Consider the following 19,440-nt stretch of genomic DNA (forward strand, 5'->3'; position numbering starts at 1 on the left):
TCAAAAAATTAAAATTGAACGGTTTAGTTAAGTAATGCTTATTATAAATATAAAGCCTTGACTAATCGTAGGAGGGGAACAGGGCTAGGCTAAGACCGAGGCTTAGCCAGTCCCCCCAAGAAAGCATCGGCAAACAATACGGAGTATTGATAAAAAGGAGTATTGATAAAAATAAGACGTAGAAATGACTCAATTATGAATCATCTCTACGTTTTTATACTAAGTATTGTTTCTTAATCTTGTTTTTAATTTAAAATAGTCCTATTTCATGTTTGAAAGGTTTCATGTATGAACGACTAACTTGGAATTTTGCGCCAGATCGCATCGTAACTTGGTACGTATAATTAAACCAATGTTCAATACAGTCGATATGTTGTTTATTTATAATCGTAGCTCTGTGTATCTTAATAAATTTATTATCTGGCAATTTCTTTTCATAGTAATTAAGCGGTTCAGTCGTTTCATATGTGTATTTAGTAGTCGTAATCGTCGACACACCATTGTGGACAGATACGGCAGTAATATCGTTGATGTTAATAATATAAATACGTTCGTTTACTTCGATAGGGATGACTGATTCCTCATTATTTGAAGTTTGTGACATTTCGGAAAATGACACTTGCTGATTAGACGTTGCTTCTTCTGAAGTATCAGATGGAAAGTCAGAGAATTTTTTTACTTTTTGTACAGCTTGGTCTACACGGTCAAGTTCAAAAGGTTTTAGAATATAATCAATCGCATTAAGTTCAAACGCTTTGACCGCAAATGTATCATGTGCCGTCGCGAAAATAATATAAGGCGCATGTTTCATTTTCTGTATTTTATGTGCTAAATCTATACCATTTTCGTCCATTAAATTAATATCTATAAAGACTAAATCATAAGTTTCGTATAATAATTTTTCTAACGTTTCTTCAATATTTTCCGCTTCGTCAATCAAGTCAAATCCTGATATTTCATCAAGTAAGTAATGTAATTCATTGCGAGCTAAGGGTTCATCATCAACGATTAATGTATTCACTTAGTTGTCCTCCTTTGTGTAACTATAGGGAATATAACAACTTACAGTTGTACCTTGTGCAGTGGATTCAAAATGCAATTGTGCTTTTGAACCATATAGTCCTATTAAACGTCGGTTTAAATTCTCTAAGGCGCTACCTGTTCCAGTTTCTGACGCCACACTCATTTGCCCAATTAGAGATAGTTTCTCGGCATCAATACCATGCCCATTATCGCTAACTGTAATTTTAAGCGTTTGTTGTTTAGAATGTGCTTCTACATTGATGATGTTATCTTTACGGCGATGTTTAAACGCATGTTTCACCGCATTTTCCACTAAAATTTGAATAATGAAAGGTGGAATTAACACATTTTCACAAGAATGATCAATATGATATTTAATCGTAAAACGATCGGGAAAACGTGCTTGTTCAAGTGCTAAATACGCTTCAACTTGTTGTAATTCTTTATCTAATGTAATTGTATTATTTCGAGCACCTTGCAAGTTAGATCTAAAGAATTGACTCAACTGTAATAATAATTTTCGTGCTTTCTCGCTATCAATACGTACCAAAGCTGAAATTGTATTAATCGCATTAAAGAAGAAATGCGGATTCACTTGTGCTTGTAATGATTTAATTTCTGCATCTCTTAAGAGTTTACTTTGTGTTTCAGCTTGTCCTAATTCCAGTTGGCTTGAGAAAATGTCTGCTAAACCTCGAGTGAGTTGTTTAGTCGACGTGGTAATATCGTGCTTATCCGTAAAATAAAATTTCAAAGTTCCTGCAACTTCATTGTTAGTCATTAAAGGAATAACAATCGCAGCTTTAAGTGGACAATTAGGATGATTACAACCAATCCCTTCTTTAGAATGTGCTTCTTTTAATTTCCCAGTTCGAATCACTTCTTTAGAGAGATGAGTAATAATTTCTTTTTTAGCCACATGGTGATTACTGCCAGCACCTACATGCGTTAAGATATCAGTCTTATTTGTAATCGCAACGGCCGATACTTTCATTAATTTTAAAATGATTTCAGCAACCGGACGTGCAGACGCTTCATTCAATCCAGAACGCAAATAAGGTAATGTCTTATTAGCCAATTCTAAAACATCATGCGTTTGAATTGCACGTGTCTGTTCCTCTTGTCGTAAAGTTGACAAAATTATCGATAAAAATATTGCCGTGCCGATACTATTAATTAAAATCATCGGCAATGAAATAAATTGGACTAAGGACCAAGCGGCAGATGTATGGTTAGCAAATACGATGATACAAACCATTTGTATGGCCTCATTTACAGCACCAATAATTGCCCCCGTTAAAACAGTAGGGTACATATATCGACGCATAGTACGATAGCCATAAAATCCTGAAATCAGTGCGATAATCACAGATGAAATCAGATAGGTATAAGCGTTCGCACCACCTATAAAGAGACGTGATAATCCTGAAATAATACCTACAATAATGGCGACAAAAGGCCCACCAATCAAGCCGGACATGCCTATCGTTAACACACGTGTATTAGCTATAGAAGCTTCACTGCTCAAATGGTAATAAATATTGCTAGACACAATTTTGCCATTTACAATTTCGATACCGGCAAAGTTCGAAATAATCGCAAAGAGCGAGAAGAGAATAGTTAACTGCCATTGCGAGCGTAACTTCTCACGTTCGCCCATCATTGTCTTAAAATGATTAATGTTCATCAACATATAAGCAATAATAATGATTAAACCAACGCGCTCAAGTAATAAAATAAATAAGTTAAACATATTTAGCACCTATGATATATTTTTTTAAACTTAAAATTTAAGCTATTACTTTATTATAGTATGGAAAAAATTAACTGAATAGTTTAAAATTAAAAGTTATATTTTAGACATAATTTCAAACGGATATATCTTATAAAAGTATATATTGTGAAAAACTATAAAAATAATTAGTGTTTTTGTTAAGTTTTTTAGTCTTAATTATGATAAGGTTTTCATTGTAAACTAATTTATAGTTTTTTAAGGGTATAGTAGGAGGAGTTTTTCGAGATGGAATCTTCAAACCAATTTAGGGGAGATAATAAATTACTTGTAGGTATTATTATAGGGGTACTTACATTTTGGTTGTTTGCACAATCATTACTAAATATTGTCCCAACATTACAATCGTCTTTTAACACTAATTTGGGAACAATCAATATCGCAGTCAGTTTATCTGCATTAATTTCAGGCTTATTCATTGTTGGAGCCGGAGATGTTGCGGATAAATTTGGTCGCGTAAAAATGACGTACATAGGTTTAGCTTTAAGTATTATCGGTTCATTATTATTAATTATCGCACCTTATGCCTGGTTATTAATATTAGGCCGTGCATTACAAGGTTTTTCTGGCGCATTTATTATGCCGTCAACACTTGCGATTATTAATGAATATTATAAAGGAACTGAGAGACAACGTGCTTTAAGTTACTGGTCAATTGGTTCTTGGGGCGGTAGTGGTATCTGTTCATTATTTGGCGGATTTATGGCCTCAACAGTTGGTTGGCAATGGATTTTTATTGTATCTATTGTGCTATCAATTGTCGCATTTTTCTTAATTAAACATACGCCAGAAACGAAAGTTGAACCAGGTCCGAATGAAAAAGATAATAAATCTAAGTTCGATGTGAGTGGTTTAATCTTACTTGTTATCACATTATTAAGTGTCAATGTAATGGTTACACAATCTGCTGATCGTGGATTATTCTCACCATTCATTTTATCTTTAGGCGCCGTGTTCATCATTGCGGGAATATTATTTATTATTCGTGAAATGAAAGCTAAAAATCCTTTAGTTGATTTCCACATTTTCAAAAATAAAGGTTATAGCGGGGCTACGCTTTCAAACTTTATGTTAAATGGTGTGGCTGGTGGTACATTAATCGTTGTTAATACGTATTACCAAAGTCAACTAGGATTTAGTTCATTGCAAGCGGGCTTAATTTCTATTACGTATCTTGTTGCCGTCCTTATAATGATTCGCGCAGGTGAAAAGTTATTACAACAACTTGGCGCTAAGAAACCACTATTAATGGGGAGTGGTTTCACATTTGTAGGATTGTTATTACTATCATTAACATTCTTATCAGATATAGCTTATATTATTTCAAGTATCATCGGTTATTTATTATTTGGTATCGGTTTAGGTATGTATGCAACACCTTCAACAGATACAGCCGTTGCTGAAGCACCTGATGATAAAGTCGGCGTAGCTTCAGGCTTGTATAAAATGGCGTCATCATTAGGTAATGCCTTTGGTGTCGTAATGTCTAGTACAATTTATGGCTTCTGTGCTTCACTAATGAATTTACAATTAGGTGGCGCAGCTGGTGTGTTATTTAACGCCGGTATTGCCTTCACTGCGTTTATAGTTATTTTCTTCTTAGTTCCGAAAAAGTTACAAAATAACTAAGTAGTTTAAACAGTTGTTTAGAATAAGAAGGTTGGGACATTAGCTTAAAAATGTCTCAACCTTTATCTTTTAAATTACATAATTATCTTAAAATTAAGAATATTGCGTCTACAATATTGACGGCTATTGAGTAAAGTAGTATTTTAAAAACAACATTTGATAAAGGAGTCATGCCTTATGAAAATAGCTATCGCCGGTTCAGGCGCCTTAGGAAGTGGATTTGGAGCCATGTTATACCGTCAAGGTTATGATGTAACATTAATTGACGGATGGCAACCACAAGCTACTGCCGTAAAAAAAGATGGACTACATATTGATATTAACGGGGAGCAACATCATCTGAACATTCCAATGTATCAAGACACTGACATCCCTCAAGACGCTCAATTTGATGTGGTCTTTTTATTTACGAAAGCAATGCAATTACAAGATATGTTAGGTCATATTAAACACCATATTCATGACAATACGATTATGGTATGTACAATGAACGGATTAAAACATGAGCGCTATATTGCGAATGTGGTGGATGAAGCTCGTATTGTACGTGGTGTAACCACATGGACAGCTGGTTTAGAGTCTCCAGGTCACACACATTTAATGGGTAGTGGCCCAGTAGAAATTGGTGCACTCGTGCCAGAAGGTCAAGCTAACGTGGATGTAGTGTATGATTTATTAGAAAAAGCAGATCTTAAACCGTTAAAGAGTGATAATCTGCAACAATCTATTTGGAAAAAGATTTGTGTTAACGGCACGGCAAATGCGTTATGTACAATCTTAGAATGTCGTTTATCAAATCTTAATGAAAGTGAATATGCGAGAAAGTTAGTTTATAAAATTACTAACGAAATCGTTCAAGTAGCAACAATTGATGGTGTTCATTTAAATGCAGATGAAGTTTACCATTATCTTATCGATTTAAATGACAAAGTAGGACCACATTTCCCATCTATGTATCAAGATTTAATTAATAACAATCGTTTAACAGAAATTGACTACATTAATGGCGCAGTAGCGAAATTAGGACTTGAACATGACATTAAATCTTCTGTGAATCAATTCGTAGCTAATATGATTCATGCTAAAGAAGAGCAACGTCAAGCGCAATAATTAAATATAAGTATTCCATTGGCCCTTCTAAGTAGGTATTCATCTATAAGCACTTTGAAGGGTTTTTATTTATTTTCATCACAGTGAGCGTTTACGTTTATAACCACATTGAAAAGATGGTAAGATAACCCACTCAACACTTAATTTTAATACAACTGAATTTTAAAATTAATGAAATCGGGTAGAACACCATTAAGTGAAATTAAGGAGTTATTAGACTATGAATCGTTCAACTAAAAGAATAATTATAACTGGCGTTGTCGGTGGATTATTAAGCGGTGCCGTGAAGATGGGGTGGGAAGCTCTTGTACCACCAAGAACCCCACAACGCGATGAAGAGCCGCCACCAATGACGTTGCTTAAACAACTAGGTCTTCCTAGCAATATTAAGGATGCCACGTATCACTATAATGGTCATGACATTCCTGTTACGGTAATGGGTGTACATTATGGATTTTCAGTAGCGAATGCGATGGCGTATGCTTTATTAGCTAAAAAATGTCCAAAAGTTACTGCATTACATGGCTCATTATTTGGTATTGCTATCCATATTGCATTTCATGAGTATATACTACCGAAACTTAAACTGACGCCTCCTGTAAAAGATTTACCAACTGAAGAGCGTATGTCAGAGTTATTCGGTCATATTGTATGGATGAATACCATTGATTTAGTTAGAGATTCTAAAAAATAAGTTCAATTGACATATTCATTTTTAAAAAAGAGAGATAGAAAGGTGAGTATTAACTATGGCTAAAATATTTATTACTGGTGCAACAGGATTAATTGGAACACGATTGACGCAACGTCTTATTGAAGAAGGACATGAGGTTGCTGGATTTACAACTTCAGAGAGAGGTAAAGCCAAGTTAGAAGGCCTCAATGCGAAAGCGTATATTGGCGATATTCTTAAAGCAGAAACGATTGACGCAGCTATTGGAGATTTCCGTCCAGAAATTATTATTAATCAAATTACTGATTTGAAAAATGTTGATATGGCGGCGAATACAAAAGTCCGTGTTGAAGGCGGTAAAAACTTAACAGATGCAGCCTTAAAATATGGCGTGAAGAAAGTGGTAGCGCAAAGTATTGGTTTCATGTATGAACCTGGCCAAGGTTTAGCAACTGAGGAAACGCCTCTAGATTATAATTCTGACGGGGATAGAAAGATTACAGTTGATGGTGTTGTAGGTCTTGAAAAAGAAACAGCACGTATGGATCAATATGTTGTTTTACGTTTCGGTTGGTTATACGGCCCAGGCACTTGGTATGGTAAAGATGGTATGATTTATAACCAATTTAAAGAGGGCGACGTGACGTTATCTGATGGCGTGACATCATTTATCCATTTAGATGATGCGGTAGAAGTTTCTATTCAAGCAATGAATTTTGATAATGGTATTTATAATGTAGCAGATGATGAGCCTGTTAAAGGTTCTGATTTCGCAGAATGGTATGCACAAGAAGTAGGTGTAAAACCTAACGTGAATATTACACCAGCTCAAGATTTTGAACGTGGTATTACGAATGATAAGTTCAAAGCACAAGGTGGTAAATTAATCTATAATTCATGGAAAGACGGCATGCATCCATTAAAATAAATGATTAAAAATGATATTAGATATTAGAATTAGAAAAGGTTGGGATACCATTTATCGGACTCCCAACCTTTTTTATCATGTTCATTAAATCTGTGGTGGTTGTTCATTAGTGGTAGTTGTTAACTCTGTTTCTGAATGAGTAGTTTGTGCGCTCGCACGCTCGCGACGTCGCTGTTCGATTCGTTGTTTCAACTTGTCGCCAGCTAATTTCCCGACTTTAGCATAGTGACTGTGGGCGAAATGCATTTGAATAATTAAAAATGTCGCACTGATAGCCCAATATAAACTTAAAGCTGAAGCGGATTGTAGTGAGGCGTAAATAATAAATAACGGTGATAAAATCATCATCACGTAATATGAGCGACGTTCATTTTTAGGGTAATGAATTGAGTTAACCAAGGGTTGAATAAAATAAAGTAATGCTGCAAGACAAGTCATTATAATGTCGGTATGCATTAAGTTAAACCATAAGAAATGTGGATGTTCCTTAATACCACCGCTTGTCGGATACTTAATACACGCATATAAACCTAATAAAATTGGAATTTGAATTAGAATAGGCAATGTACCGACTAAACTTTTAAAAGGATTAATGCCATAGTCATTATACTTCTTCATTAATAATTTATTTACAGCACTTTTTTCCTCTTGCGATGTCGCATGCTTAATTTTCTCCTGAATCTTATCAATTTCAGGTTTAACGACCTTAGTTTTCCCGCGCATAACGTGAATATTCTTCACCTGAATAAACATTAAAGGCATTAACACCAAGCGGATAATTAATACGATGACAATAATCGCTAAGCCATAGTTCTCGTTAAATGCGCCTCCGAGAAAATGAAGCAATGTATCCATCGGTTTTACAAATACTGAATAAAAGACACCATGTTGATCTTCAGCATGAGAGTAATCACAACCCGCCAATAATGTGATTACACCCAATAAGAAGAGGGGATATTTATGTTTCATGTATAAACTCCTATATACTGAGGTCTTTAATAATCTTAGTCTTTAATACATATAGATTAACATATAAATGTGAATTATTTTGCCTTAATGTTAGATGTGCTTATTTTTAGGAAAAGAAAAGCAAAACAACTCGTAAGTAATATGATTAAACTTAATAAAGCAATTTCCGCCGATACCGGTAACCAAGACATCATAAAATACCAGTCAGAGCCTGAAAGAATAAGTGATGGTAGTAAATGAAGTAAGCCTAAAATGAGAATAAAGGCGACGCTTAACATCACTATGTTTAATTTTACGTTAGGTGATGTCAGAGTAAATCGAAGTGGCGTGATACGTTTAATATAGCGATAAATAAGACGCAAAACGGCTACAATGATTACCCAAATGATTACCGTTAAGACTACAATATAAGGCTGCCATTGATTAATAAGATGTTGCATAGTAGTCACATGTTTTCCATTACTCATCTGGATATTTAAATTATGTGCCAGTTGGGATACATCTTTAGAATAGGCATTAGCTAAAACCACGATGCCGTAGTCTTTTTTAGGATTTAGAATAATATATGATGAATAATTTTCCAGAGTGCCGGGATGATAGACGAGTCTTTCACCGGTACTGTGATCGATAAACCAGCCAGTCGCATATTCCATAGCGTTCTCTCCGCTTTCTGTCTTCACTTTAGCTTGATGTGTCGTTTCAACCATCGTATTTAAATCGCTAGGTGGGTTCAACTGGAATCTAATCCATGGCTCTAAATCTTTGGTGCCTGACATCATGTAAGCTGAAGGGGTATCGCCGACGTTAAATTCAGGGTTACTCATATACGCTTTAGTTCCTTGAATGTCATACCCTTGCGCATCTTTAGCTGTTTTGTTATTGCTCTCTTTAGTAGTTACATGTTTCATTTTTAAAGGTTTGAAAATATGCGCCTTAAGATAGGAAGCATAGGATTCATGCGATACTTGTTGCACAATGAGCCCGAGAATATCATAGTTCATGTTCGAGTATTCGAAATTCTTACCAGGTTTAGCGTTTAAATGTCGACCTTTAACACTATTTACAATACCTTCTAAGCTATTATTTGACTGAGTAATCTTATCGTATCGCCAAATTATTTATGCCTATCCTAAAGGCGGCGGTGCATACATGGTATCGAAGACAAACATTGGTGAAAAATGGGGTTTACTTGCAGGTGGTTCTTTATTAGTTGATTATATTTTGACGGTAGCGGTAAGTATTTCATCTGGCGCAGATGCGTTTGTAGCTGCATTTCCTTCATTATATAATCACAAAGTACTTATTGCGTGTTTATTAGTATTGTTCATTCTAATTATGAATTTACGTGGATTGACGAATCGGCAACCGTATTGTCATATCCAGTATATTTATTTATTATCGGGTTAATTATTATGATTCTTGTTGGCGTTTGGAAAGTGGCTACTGGGCAAGCTACGCCTCATATGCATGCGACAGTAGGTACAGCTGTGCCAGGCGTAACATTATTTTTATTGTTAAAAGCATTTTCATCAGGTGCCTCATCTTTAACAGGTGTGGAGGCTATTTCAAATGCCGTAACGAACTTCAAAGATCCTGGACCTAAAAATGCGGTCAAAACATTGATTGCCATGGGAAGCATCTTAGCTTTCTTACTAGTTGGTATCGTAGGTTTAGCTTATTGGTACGGTATTATGCCAGAAACTGAAACGACGGTATTGTCTCAATTGGCTATGAATATTTTAGGTCATAACGTAGGATATTATTTTGTACAGGTCACTACTGTTATGATTCTTGTACTTGCGGCTAATACAGGTTTTACCGCTTTTCCAATGTTAGCTGCCAGTATGGCTAAAGATAAATATATGCCACATATGTTCAGAGTACGTGGTGACCGATTAGGTTATTCTAATTCGATTATTACGTTAGGCGCATGTGCGATTTTATTAATTATTGTGTTTAATGGTAAAACTGAAAACTTAATTCCGTTATATGCAGTAGGGGTATTTATTCCATTTACTTTAGCGCAATATGGCATGGTGATTAAATGGATTAAAGGACGTGAAAAAGGATGGGCAACAAAACTTATTGCTAATGCAGTCGGTGGTACCATTACTTTTATCGTCTTTATGATTTTCTTAATTACTAAATTCAGCCAAGTGTGGCCGATTTTAATCTTTTTACCATTTGTCGTATATGTATTTTTACGTATTAAATGTCACTATAAAGATATCGCTTCACAACTTAGATCGACTGCTATGGTTCAAGATATGCCAACGGTCGATAAAAACTTAGCTGTTGTGCCAGTGAGTACTATTACACCTTCTATTGATAAATCAGTATATTATGCACAAATGATTGCTGATGATGTCATTGCAGTACATGTATCGTTTGGAGATGAAGCGGATAAATGTTTTGCGGAAAAATGGGAACGTCATTTCCCAGACGTACGTCTAGTTATACTACATTCAGAATATCGTAGTGTAATACGTCCGATTTCACGCTTTATTGATAAAAGAAAAGCGCAGAGGTGAATTGAATCATCTCTACGCTATTATTTTGGGATTTAGCTCCCAGACTGTTATGTTTTAATGGTTTGCTTCATGGGCTAATACGATTTCGTTATAGTTAATATTCTCACGAAGTTGTGTTGCTACTTCGTTGGTTAATTTATTTCTAGAAATTAATTCATCTAACAATTCACGTTGAATGTAGAGTGCTTCGAGTTTTACATCTTGTTCTTGTTGCGTCGTTAACTCGTACACTTCTTTATTCTGTTCTCTTTGTTGCTTTCTCGTTTGATTTTGACGAATCGTACGAGAGAGATTGTGATATTGGTTAATAATTAAACTAACTTCTAGCACATTCGAACTATTTTGTTCATCACGCATTTTCATAATAATATTGTGATTAACCACACGCATAATTTGTTGTACTTTATTAAAGCTATTTTTAAATTCTTCTCTTTGCGTTTTACGTGTTTCTTTTAATTTTTCACGCTCTTGTTTATATTCTTCACGTCTTTCTTTTGCACTATCAATATGCTGTTGAGATGTTGCATTATGTTCTTCCTTAATTAAAGCACGTTCCTCTTTATGGACGCGATGCGCTTCTTTTCTTGAATCTTTACGTGCTTTAAAACGTAAGAAGAGGAGTCTGAAGAAACGACTTACCTTTTTCAATAATGACATCTCACGATAGGATTGACTGAATTCCATCACGTTACGATAATCAGTTAAGTCTTTTTTAGTGATACGTCCTTTTTGAATTAAGCGTTCAAGTGTTTCGGTTTCTTCATCTTCAGCAAGTTCTTGTAAACGTCGCAATTCTTTCGTGTTTTTATTATCAGGTTCCATATTAATTAGGAATGATAATTCGTTAAAGTATTGGTTAAGAATTGGACGATAATCTACATTAGTATTTTCCTTCATTTTATTTTTAAAGGCATCAAGGACATTTTGAACCATAAATATTTTAGCCGCTTGATATGACATCCCTTTAAATTCTGACGTTTGTTCAGAAGGGGTGATGAAAGGTAATACAATTTGAGCTAGGATTAAACTAATTAATACCATTAGCGAAGCAATAAATAATAAATCATTACGATAAATAAATTCTTGGTTATTATTCATCATAAATGGCAAGGTTAGTGCCATTGATAGCGAGATTGTACCGTGAATACCACACATCGTCATGATAAACGCATAATGTTTACGATTAGGTGGGCCGGTATCTTCTTCATCGTCTAGGTAAGATTGCATATTTTTTGGATAATAAAAATCTTTAAACCATAGATATACCCAAATAAATCTAAAGATATAAATTGCCAAGGCGATTAATAGTGCAGTCGTAACTAAGAATAGGATATTTTGAGGTTCATCTCTCACAATTTCCATAAATACTTCTGGAACGATGTAACCAAGCACTACGAAGACGAAACCGTTTAAGGTATAGCTTAACGTGTTCCAAATTTGATTGTAGTTCATTTGGATTTCAGTTTGAGCACGTATTAATCGATCGCGTTCTAAACCGTGAATTAAACCTGCAACTACTACGGCGATGATACCTGACGCGTGGAGTTCTTCTGCGACGAAGTAAATCGCAAAGGGTGTTAATAATTGAATAAATGTAAGTGTGTTACCATCTTTTAATCCTTTGTTGGCAGTAAGGTAGACTCTTAGACTAACTACAAGTGCACCGATAACCGCTCCAACTAAAATACCTAAAATAGTTGAAATGATAAATTGTCCAATAGCGTCAAATGCAGAAAAGCTACCAGTCACAAGTGCTGTCACAGCAATTTTAAAAGAAATGATACCCGCTGCATCATTTAATAATGATTCACCTTCTAAAATTGACATTGAGCCTTTAGGTAAGAGTTTACCTTTAGTAATCGCAGACACTGCTACAGCATCTGTTGGACAGAGTATCGCAGCGATAGCGAACGCGGCTGGCATAGGTAAGTTAGGCAAGATCCAATGGATGAAGAAACCAACACCGATGACGGTAGTGAAGACAAGTCCCATAGCCATCAAAATAACGGGTTTACGATATTCAAGAAGTTTGGTACGAGACACGTGCGTTCCTTCAACGAATAATAGTGGGGCGATGACCGCCATCATAAATACTTCTGACTCAAATTCAAAATGAATAGGAATAGGCAAAATAAATAGACAAACACCTAATGCAATTTGAATAAAGGCAGTAGGAATTACGGGAAACCTGTTATAAATAATAGAACTAATGATTACTGCGAATATAAATAATAAAAATGCTTCTAATAGTTCCATAAATAACTTCTTTGTAAAATAAAATCATTATTATTTTACCATTATATGAAATGCGCTATCAAAACACGAGTACTATTTTATAAAACTATTATTATTTAGGCTTATATGGAATGGGAGAATTAAGTTATCTTGGAAGAATTGTTGTGAACGGATGAGATACTAAAAGACTCTTAAATGACGAGGAATCACATCATTTAAGAGTCTTTTAATAAATAGAGGAGTAAAGCATTATAGTTTGTTCATATTGAAAACAGTTAATGCTGTGTGACCTCTTGAAAATTAATAGTTAATTGAATGACGACCTTGGCTACGTGTCTTTTCAGCCAAAGCTTGAGCGTTGGTTTTATATTTTCTATAAAAAAGAATTAGGAAAATGAACCAAATCGGTGAAATGAAAATCGCCATTCGTGTATCTGCACTGAAGAATAAGAGAATAAATACAAAGGCGAAGAAGGCAAGTACGACATAGGCCATGGCTTGTCCGCCAAATAATTTGAATTTATTTTTACGATGTTCTTCAGGATTTTTACGCACATATATAATATAAGAAATAATTATCATTGCCCATACGACTAAGAATAGGACGGTTGATAATGTTGTAACGTATATAAATAATTGAATTGCATCTGGGAAGATAAAGTTTAATAAGGCTGCGCCTAATAATGTTCCAGATGACACAAATAATGATAGGTATGGCACGCTATTATTATTAGTCTTACTTAATACTTTCGGACCTAGCCCTTGTTTTGAAAGACCAAATAAAATACGGCTGTTTGAATAAATACCACTATTCGTTGCTGAAGCGGCAGCTGTAAGTACCACAAAGTTAACTAATCCAGCTGCGAAAGGTAAGCCGATTAAACTGAACATTGTTACAAATGGGCTACTGTTTGAGTCAATTTTATTCCATGGGATAACTGACATAATAACAAGTAAACCGCCCACGTAGAATAATAGAATACGTATTGGCACATTGTTGATTGCTTTAGGAATAACTGTTCTTGGATCTTTTGTTTCTCCAGCAGTTACCCCGATTAATTCAATTCCTATAAATGAATAAACTGCAATTTGGAAAGCCATCAAGAAACCAAATGGACCATTAGGGAAGATACCACCATGGTTAACTAGGTTACCGAATGAGGCATGTCCATATGATGTTTTAAATGAGAAGAATATCATAACAAGACCGACGATAATCATTGCGATAATCGTGATAATTTTAATGATAGAGAACCAAAATTCTAACTCCCCAAATAATTTAGCACCTAACATATTAAATGAAATAAGCATGAGTACGATAAAAAGCACGGTAATCCAGTGTGGAACTTGTGGGAACCAAAAACTAAAATATTGTCCCATTGCAGTTAAATCTGACATACTTGAAAAAATCCAAGAAAGCCAGTAAGTCCAGCCAATCACGAATCCTCCAAAAGGTCCTATATATTCATTGGCAATATCCACAAATGAATTGAATCGTGTATTACTAAGTAATAATTCCCCTAGTGCTCTCATAAAAGCAAAAAGCACCATACCAATAATCATGTATGTAAGTAGAAGTGAAGGTCCTGTTAAAGCAATGGTTTGACCTGAACCTAAGAATAAACCTGTTCCAATCGCGCCCCCAATTGCGATTAATTGGATGTGTCTGTTGTTTAACTCTCTCTCTAACTGTCTAGCCATATACTTCCTCCTTAGAAAGCACGCTTATAATTTGACGCTCTAGTAGTGTAAACGCTTTCTTTTAATGGTAATCTAATACTCACTTTCAACAAAGAAATTGATTATTTATAAATCAGCTAAGTTAAAAATGTCTAGGTGTTGAAGTATTCAGTTTTTTTAGATTTGCAATTTTAATTGTTTACAAAAAATGTAACTTTGCTAAAAGTTATTTTTATTATACTCTTAATTTGTGGAAATACAAACAAATTTCTGAAAATTTAAGAAACAGAATAATTTATAATATATGATAACTATGACATAATTATTAAATTCTAAAGCTTAAATAGTGGAGAGGGATAGTGTCATGAAAATTGGAACCATAGCAGATTTACATATTGATCGTCATCCTAAACTTGAAGCGTAGATATATCTTGAGGCTTTGACACATGTTGTAAAACAAAGACGCATAGATTTATTGTTAATTGCTGGCGATATGTCTAATCATTTTCAACAAAGTTATCAATTTATTGTAGATTTAAAAGAACGCTGCGCTATTCCTATATTCTTTGTGCCTGGGAATCATGATTATTGGACGGGCGAGGATACGCCTACTTCAACAGAAATATATGATTTTTACGTGAGTAAGCCGGAGTGTTTAATTGGAAAGCCCTATATAATTAATGATGAGTGGGCAATTGTAGGTCATACAGCTTGGTATGATTATAGTTATGCCGCTGACAAGTTTGATATGGAACGTATAGCGCGTGGTAAATTTTATGGTGCGACATGGCAAGATAAGGTGAAAATTGATTGGCAAATGGATGATAGAACATGGTCTAAAGTAGCTGCGCAACAGACGAGACATGACTTAGAACAAGTGGGTAACAGACAAGTGATCTTAATGACGCATATTGTTACGCATCCTCAATTTGTAGTGCCAACACCACATCGTATCTTTGATTTTTTCAATGCGTTTATAGGCACTAGAGATTTTGATGATTTATATGCACGGTTTCCAATCAAATACAGTATTATGGGACATGTTCATTTTCGTAAGTCACTTGTTGAACAGAACACGACATATTTATGCCCATGTCTTGGTTATCAACGTCAGTGGCGAACGTCTGATATCGAACAAGAAATGAATCATGCTTTAATGGAAATAGATATTTAATAGTAACGAGAAGGCCAGAAATCTTTTGAAATATATTAGATTTCTGGTTTCTTCATATTATGGTTGTATATAAATACATTTTTTGCCAGGAGCATTAAAACTACGTTCCAACTTTTCTTTTTTGATTTTAATCAATTGAAAATGATTTGGCACGATGGCGGGTAGGATAATTTTTTTGAAAAAGTGGCTCCATAATGGGTCAATATAATAATAATAGTCGTCATCATAGCCGATTAATAATGTGACATGGATATTAGAAACAAGTCGCATCGCACCGTTATCAAATTTAAACTTTCTATGAAATGGCTTGCGTCCTAAACTTGTGTGATACATAATAACAGGCTGACCTGCATCGATGACTGCTTCTAAATCTTTTAAGTCAGTACCTGTGCCATCGACGAAATGCTCATCAATCGTTTTTAAATAGGGCACGTAGGCATCTGGAAATATCGTTTGATGATATCCTAATTTAATAAGAAAATGATGTCCCACGTATCCTTTGTAGGGATTATTAGGATGTGTCGGCCAGTATTTCATAATATCAGTGGCACGAATATTGTGTTTATTATATTGTAATAACATTGCTGCTGAGACACCTTCACACCCCATTATCATCGGGATTGGAAATAATTGACTTATCGGTTTAATAGGTAAGATTGTTTTCTTCATTACGCGTTCTCCTTCGTACCCATATAAAGCGTTGTGTACGGTCTAGTTAAAGTAAATTTATTATATACCTTGAACGCAATCTCGTATATTATTTTGAACATTATTTACCAGGAAATATTTTAAAAAGTTATTAGAGCCAAAGAAAAGGGGCTAAGCTATATCTATCTTAATAGCTCAGCCTCATTTTTATAACGATTTATTGTTTTCTTACGGCATGGACGATATAGTTCATGTCATCTTTATGTGTGCGCATTGTCTTGAACATATTTACAAACATTGGACGATTAGATGGTTTAAGGGCGTTTTTAATAATATTTAATGTGCCTAACAGCCCTTCATCGCGAATCATACCACGTGGAGTCATTAATGATAATGGTCCCATGTGAGATTGAATATTTGAAAAGCCAGCGTCTTGATAGAGTTGATACCAATGTTCAGGTTTGAGTGGGGTCACCTTAACGTTTATGGTCTCACTTAACTCGCTAACCACAAGTTGTTCCTGTTCTCGATTCACAATAGCGATATCATGCGTTAACAACACGCCATTTGGTTTGAGTACACGTGAATATTCTTGAAGAACCTTTTCCTTAACTGATAATGGTAACATTGTCAGCATGGCCTCATTTAAGATAATATCAAAGCTATTGTCTTCGAAAGGTAAGGATGCAGCATTTGCTTGTGTTAAATGGATGTAATCATCTAATTGATGTTTAGAAATATTTTGTTGTCCCTTTTCCAAAGCAGCTTTATTAAGGTCGACGCCTTCTATATGACATTGGAATTTTTGAACCAGTTCAATAGAAGTCGTACACATATTACAACCAACTTCTAATACACGTTTATCTTTTGAAAAATGCCCTCTATCGATGAGCCAATTTGTAGCGACTATGCCTCCAGGTCGTAAGCGTTTTTTACCTAATTGAGCTAGAAAAGTATGGCCAGCTATTTTTTTCGCCATATTGAACACCTCTTTGTCTGTTAAAATTTGTTAAATAATACATGATTTTCGAGATGAACGTGTTCATGTGTTTCACGTTCTAAATTTTCAAGTCTTTGATAAACTAGTCTCCAAGTTTGGCAAGCTTCAGTAGGTGGTTGATAGTCGTTCGTCAAACGTCGCATTTCTTCAAGTAATTCTCCAGTATGCGTATGATCGTCTACTAAACTTTGAATAATACTATCAGCATTATCTACATGTTCACCTTTAGAGATTTTAATTAATTGAGGGAAATCTTGGTCATCTTCTTGAGCCATATGTTCTAACATGCCGTCTCTATATTGTCGGTACAAATCTTGTAGTTGAAGTAAAAATGGATGGTTGCCACCATGGACTTTAGCGACTTTAGTCACATATGGAGAAAGATTTGAAAATTCTTCACGCATCGTTTGATGATAACGTGATTGGATGTATTGAATTAATGACGGTACGTCGAGATATTTAACGTTAATATTACCAGCTTGTTGTTGAGGTAAAGCGTTAATTTTATCGATTAGTGTCTCAGCATCTACTTTTTTATTTTTAACGGCCTCTTCAATGGAAATATTACCTCCACAACAGAAGTCTATGCCATATTGTCTGAAGATATCTGAACTGAGTGGGTGGTCAGTTACAATATCTGCAACGATTGATTGTTTTGTAATCATAATTATTCCTCCCTTATTTCAATTCAAGTATACTAAATAATAATGATTTTCAATTACGAATGTTGAAAATGTCATATATTTGTTAAAACTTTATATAAAAATTATAAAAAAGAACCAACATGGAATGTTAAACTATCCCATGTTGGTTCTCTTAAAAGGTATGACTGAAATGTAATTTAAGCTGGATTACGGTGATTTCTAAAGTAAATTACTTGAAGCGTAATTAAGATAATCGCCGTTAATATAATGACAATCATATATGGCGTTGCATCGTATTGACCTTTGAGACCGACTAATGGTGAAATAATGCCTCCAAGCATGAATTGGAATAATCCTAATAAACTTGAAGCATTTCCGCTTCCACCTGTACGTTCTTCCATAGCCATTGAGAAACCGAGTGGGCCAATTGACGTTACTGGACAAACGTTTAAGAAGAAAGCGATAAGCAAGATCCATAGTGGTCCATGTGTAGCTAAGGTGATGACAATTAAAATAACGCCGACTACTTGAATTAATGTTAAATAAATAAGTAATTTGAAGCAATTAATGTATTCTACAAGTAATGCAACGATTTGACTAACGACAATTAATCCAATACCGTTGACGGCAATCATCACACTATATTGTTGTGGCGTCATACTGTAAACCTTTTGCGTAATGAAAGGTGACGCAGATGAAAAGCTGAATAGCATGACGTAAGTCAAACCTTGTAATAACATCGGTATAATAAAACGTGGCTTTTTCAATAAACTACTGAAGTCTTTAAATATAGCTTTAAAGTTTAACGTTATATGTTCGGCTTTAGTTGTTTTCGGCATATTGAAAGCTACGCCACAAATAACTAAAATACTAATAATAGTTAAGATAATGAAGATAATTCTCCATGAACCTAATGTCAGTGAGGCACCACCGAGTAATGGCATAATAATAGTTACAATGCCGTTCACGACCATAAGCGAGGCAAGAAATTTTGCCAATACGTCGCCTTCATATTTGTCTCCGGCAAAGGCTTTAGCCATCACAATAATACCGCCTGCAGTTAAACCTTGAATAAAACGAATAACTAGAAATAAACTTAAGCTTGTGACAAATATTGCACATACAGAAGCTAAGAAAAAGACGCTTAATATAATTAAAGCCATCTTTTTACGGCTGAACGCATCTGACAATGGACCAAATAAAAATTGGCCTAGCGCTAAACCGATCATCGCAAATGAGAGTGTGAGTTGTATTTCTGAAGTTGATGATTTAAATTGATGTTGTACTTCTGGCAATGCCGGCAAATACATATCAATAATCATCGGTCCGAATGCTGTCATGACACCTAAAACGATTAATAAAAGTAAGGGCAATTTGGTGTTTTGTGTATTTTGCATAATTGTT

At 34.8% G+C, this 19,440-nt stretch carries 15 protein-coding genes and 1 pseudogene; 6 read left to right on the forward strand and 10 right to left on the reverse strand.

What is annotated here, in order from left to right; genetic code table 11:
• Positions 1–250 precede the first annotated feature (250 nt).
• Together FH144_RS04990 and FH144_RS04995 are read right to left on the reverse strand one after the other, a co-directional pair.
• On the reverse strand, positions 251–1,021 hold the full coding sequence (locus tag FH144_RS04990) for a response regulator transcription factor LytR (protein ID WP_242314143.1): 771 nt from the start codon (positions 1,019–1,021) through the stop codon (positions 251–253).
• Complete coding sequence (locus tag FH144_RS04995; RefSeq protein WP_242314145.1) at positions 1,022–2,776, reverse strand: sensor histidine kinase; 1,755 nt, start codon at positions 2,774–2,776, stop codon at positions 1,022–1,024. It abuts the gene before it with no gap.
• Positions 2,777–3,043: 267 nt separating this feature from the next.
• Here FH144_RS04995 and FH144_RS05000 point away from each other — a divergent pair, with 267 nt between their 5' ends.
• The 4 genes from FH144_RS05000 (at position 3,044) to FH144_RS05015 (ending at position 7,155) form a co-directional block, all read left to right on the forward strand.
• The gene (locus tag FH144_RS05000; protein WP_242314147.1) at positions 3,044–4,444 is read left to right on the forward strand and encodes an MFS transporter; all 1,401 of its coding nucleotides are present in this window, start codon (positions 3,044–3,046) and stop codon (positions 4,442–4,444) included.
• 177 nt (positions 4,445–4,621) lie between these two features.
• A complete protein-coding gene (locus FH144_RS05005; protein ID WP_242314149.1) occupies positions 4,622–5,554 on the forward strand; it encodes a 2-dehydropantoate 2-reductase in 933 nt (310 codons plus the stop codon).
• A 220-nt stretch (positions 5,555–5,774) separates the two neighbouring features.
• Complete coding sequence (locus FH144_RS05010; RefSeq protein ID WP_242314151.1) at positions 5,775–6,248, forward strand: YagU family protein; 474 nt, start codon at positions 5,775–5,777, stop codon at positions 6,246–6,248.
• Between the two features lie 55 nt (positions 6,249–6,303).
• The gene (locus FH144_RS05015; RefSeq protein ID WP_242314154.1) at positions 6,304–7,155 is read left to right on the forward strand and encodes an NAD-dependent epimerase/dehydratase family protein; all 852 of its coding nucleotides are present in this window, start codon (positions 6,304–6,306) and stop codon (positions 7,153–7,155) included.
• A gap of 84 nt (positions 7,156–7,239) precedes the next feature.
• On the opposite strand, the gene yidC is transcribed toward FH144_RS05015, so the two are convergent.
• The gene (gene yidC, locus FH144_RS05020; RefSeq protein WP_242314156.1) at positions 7,240–8,124 is read right to left on the reverse strand and encodes a membrane protein insertase YidC; all 885 of its coding nucleotides are present in this window, start codon (positions 8,122–8,124) and stop codon (positions 7,240–7,242) included.
• A 74-nt stretch (positions 8,125–8,198) separates the two neighbouring features.
• A complete protein-coding gene (locus FH144_RS05025) occupies positions 8,199–9,242 on the reverse strand; it encodes a serine hydrolase domain-containing protein (protein ID WP_347341115.1) in 1,044 nt (347 codons plus the stop codon).
• On the opposite strand from FH144_RS05025, the pseudogene FH144_RS05030 reads away from it, so the two are divergent.
• Positions 9,217–10,646 (forward strand): annotated as a pseudogene (locus FH144_RS05030) (APC family permease); the annotation flags it as partial. The gene FH144_RS05025 and the pseudogene FH144_RS05030 overlap by 26 nt on opposite strands.
• Positions 10,647–10,709: 63 nt before the next feature.
• On the opposite strand, the gene FH144_RS05035 reads toward FH144_RS05030, so the two are convergent.
• Together FH144_RS05035 and FH144_RS05040 are read right to left on the reverse strand one after the other, a co-directional pair.
• The gene (locus tag FH144_RS05035) at positions 10,710–12,911 is read right to left on the reverse strand and encodes a cation:proton antiporter domain-containing protein (RefSeq protein ID WP_242314158.1); all 2,202 of its coding nucleotides are present in this window, start codon (positions 12,909–12,911) and stop codon (positions 10,710–10,712) included.
• Between the two features lie 279 nt (positions 12,912–13,190).
• Complete coding sequence (locus FH144_RS05040; protein WP_107506773.1) at positions 13,191–14,591, reverse strand: amino acid permease; 1,401 nt, start codon at positions 14,589–14,591, stop codon at positions 13,191–13,193.
• A 403-nt stretch (positions 14,592–14,994) separates the two neighbouring features.
• On the opposite strand from FH144_RS05040, the gene FH144_RS05045 reads away from it, so the two are divergent.
• Entirely contained in the window at positions 14,995–15,744 is a 750-nt protein-coding gene (locus FH144_RS05045; RefSeq protein ID WP_242314425.1) for a metallophosphoesterase, read from the forward strand.
• Between the two features lie 57 nt (positions 15,745–15,801).
• On the opposite strand, the gene FH144_RS05050 is transcribed toward FH144_RS05045, so the two are convergent.
• The 4 genes from FH144_RS05050 to FH144_RS05065 form a co-directional block, all read right to left on the reverse strand.
• On the reverse strand, positions 15,802–16,413 hold the full coding sequence (locus FH144_RS05050) for a C39 family peptidase (protein WP_242314160.1): 612 nt from the start codon (positions 16,411–16,413) through the stop codon (positions 15,802–15,804).
• 196 nt (positions 16,414–16,609) lie between these two features.
• Positions 16,610–17,371 (reverse strand): class I SAM-dependent methyltransferase, encoded by a 762-nt coding sequence (locus FH144_RS05055; RefSeq protein WP_242314162.1) that lies wholly within the window; start codon positions 17,369–17,371, stop codon positions 16,610–16,612.
• 20 nt (positions 17,372–17,391) lie between these two features.
• Positions 17,392–18,057, reverse strand: coding sequence for an iron-sulfur cluster repair di-iron protein ScdA (scdA, locus tag FH144_RS05060; protein ID WP_242314163.1), 666 nt, complete (start codon positions 18,055–18,057; stop codon positions 17,392–17,394).
• Positions 18,058–18,233: 176 nt separating this feature from the next.
• Positions 18,234–19,433 carry a putative multidrug effflux MFS transporter TcaB gene (locus tag FH144_RS05065; protein ID WP_242314165.1) on the reverse strand — a complete coding sequence of 400 codons (1,200 nt, stop codon included), beginning with the start codon at positions 19,431–19,433 and terminating at the stop codon, positions 18,234–18,236.
• Positions 19,434–19,440 lie beyond the last annotated feature (7 nt).

Source organism: Staphylococcus sp. acrmy, assembly GCF_022690565.1.
Lineage (GTDB): Bacteria > Bacillota > Bacilli > Staphylococcales > Staphylococcaceae > Staphylococcus > Staphylococcus caledonicus.

Bases quoted from the DNA above. Each gene is read 5' to 3' on its own strand.
- FH144_RS04995 (WP_242314145.1), bottom strand. From the start codon at position 2,776: ATGTTTAACTTATTTATTTTATTACTTGAGCGCGTTGGTTTAATCATT.
- FH144_RS05000 (WP_242314147.1), top strand. From the start codon at position 3,044: ATGGAATCTTCAAACCAATTTAGGGGAGATAATAAATTACTTGTAGGT.
- FH144_RS05005 (WP_242314149.1), top strand. From the start codon at position 4,622: ATGAAAATAGCTATCGCCGGTTCAGGCGCCTTAGGAAGTGGATTTGGA.
- FH144_RS05010 (WP_242314151.1), top strand. From the start codon at position 5,775: ATGAATCGTTCAACTAAAAGAATAATTATAACTGGCGTTGTCGGTGGA.
- FH144_RS05015 (WP_242314154.1), top strand. From the start codon at position 6,304: ATGGCTAAAATATTTATTACTGGTGCAACAGGATTAATTGGAACACGA.
- yidC (WP_242314156.1), bottom strand. From the start codon at position 8,124: ATGAAACATAAATATCCCCTCTTCTTATTGGGTGTAATCACATTATTG.
- FH144_RS05035 (WP_242314158.1), bottom strand. From the start codon at position 12,911: ATGGAACTATTAGAAGCATTTTTATTATTTATATTCGCAGTAATCATT.
- FH144_RS05040 (WP_107506773.1), bottom strand. From the start codon at position 14,591: ATGGCTAGACAGTTAGAGAGAGAGTTAAACAACAGACACATCCAATTA.
- FH144_RS05050 (WP_242314160.1), bottom strand. From the start codon at position 16,413: ATGAAGAAAACAATCTTACCTATTAAACCGATAAGTCAATTATTTCCA.
- FH144_RS05055 (WP_242314162.1), bottom strand. From the start codon at position 17,371: ATGGCGAAAAAAATAGCTGGCCATACTTTTCTAGCTCAATTAGGTAAA.
- scdA (WP_242314163.1), bottom strand. From the start codon at position 18,057: ATGATTACAAAACAATCAATCGTTGCAGATATTGTAACTGACCACCCA.
- FH144_RS05065 (WP_242314165.1), bottom strand. From the start codon at position 19,433: ATGCAAAATACACAAAACACCAAATTGCCCTTACTTTTATTAATCGTT.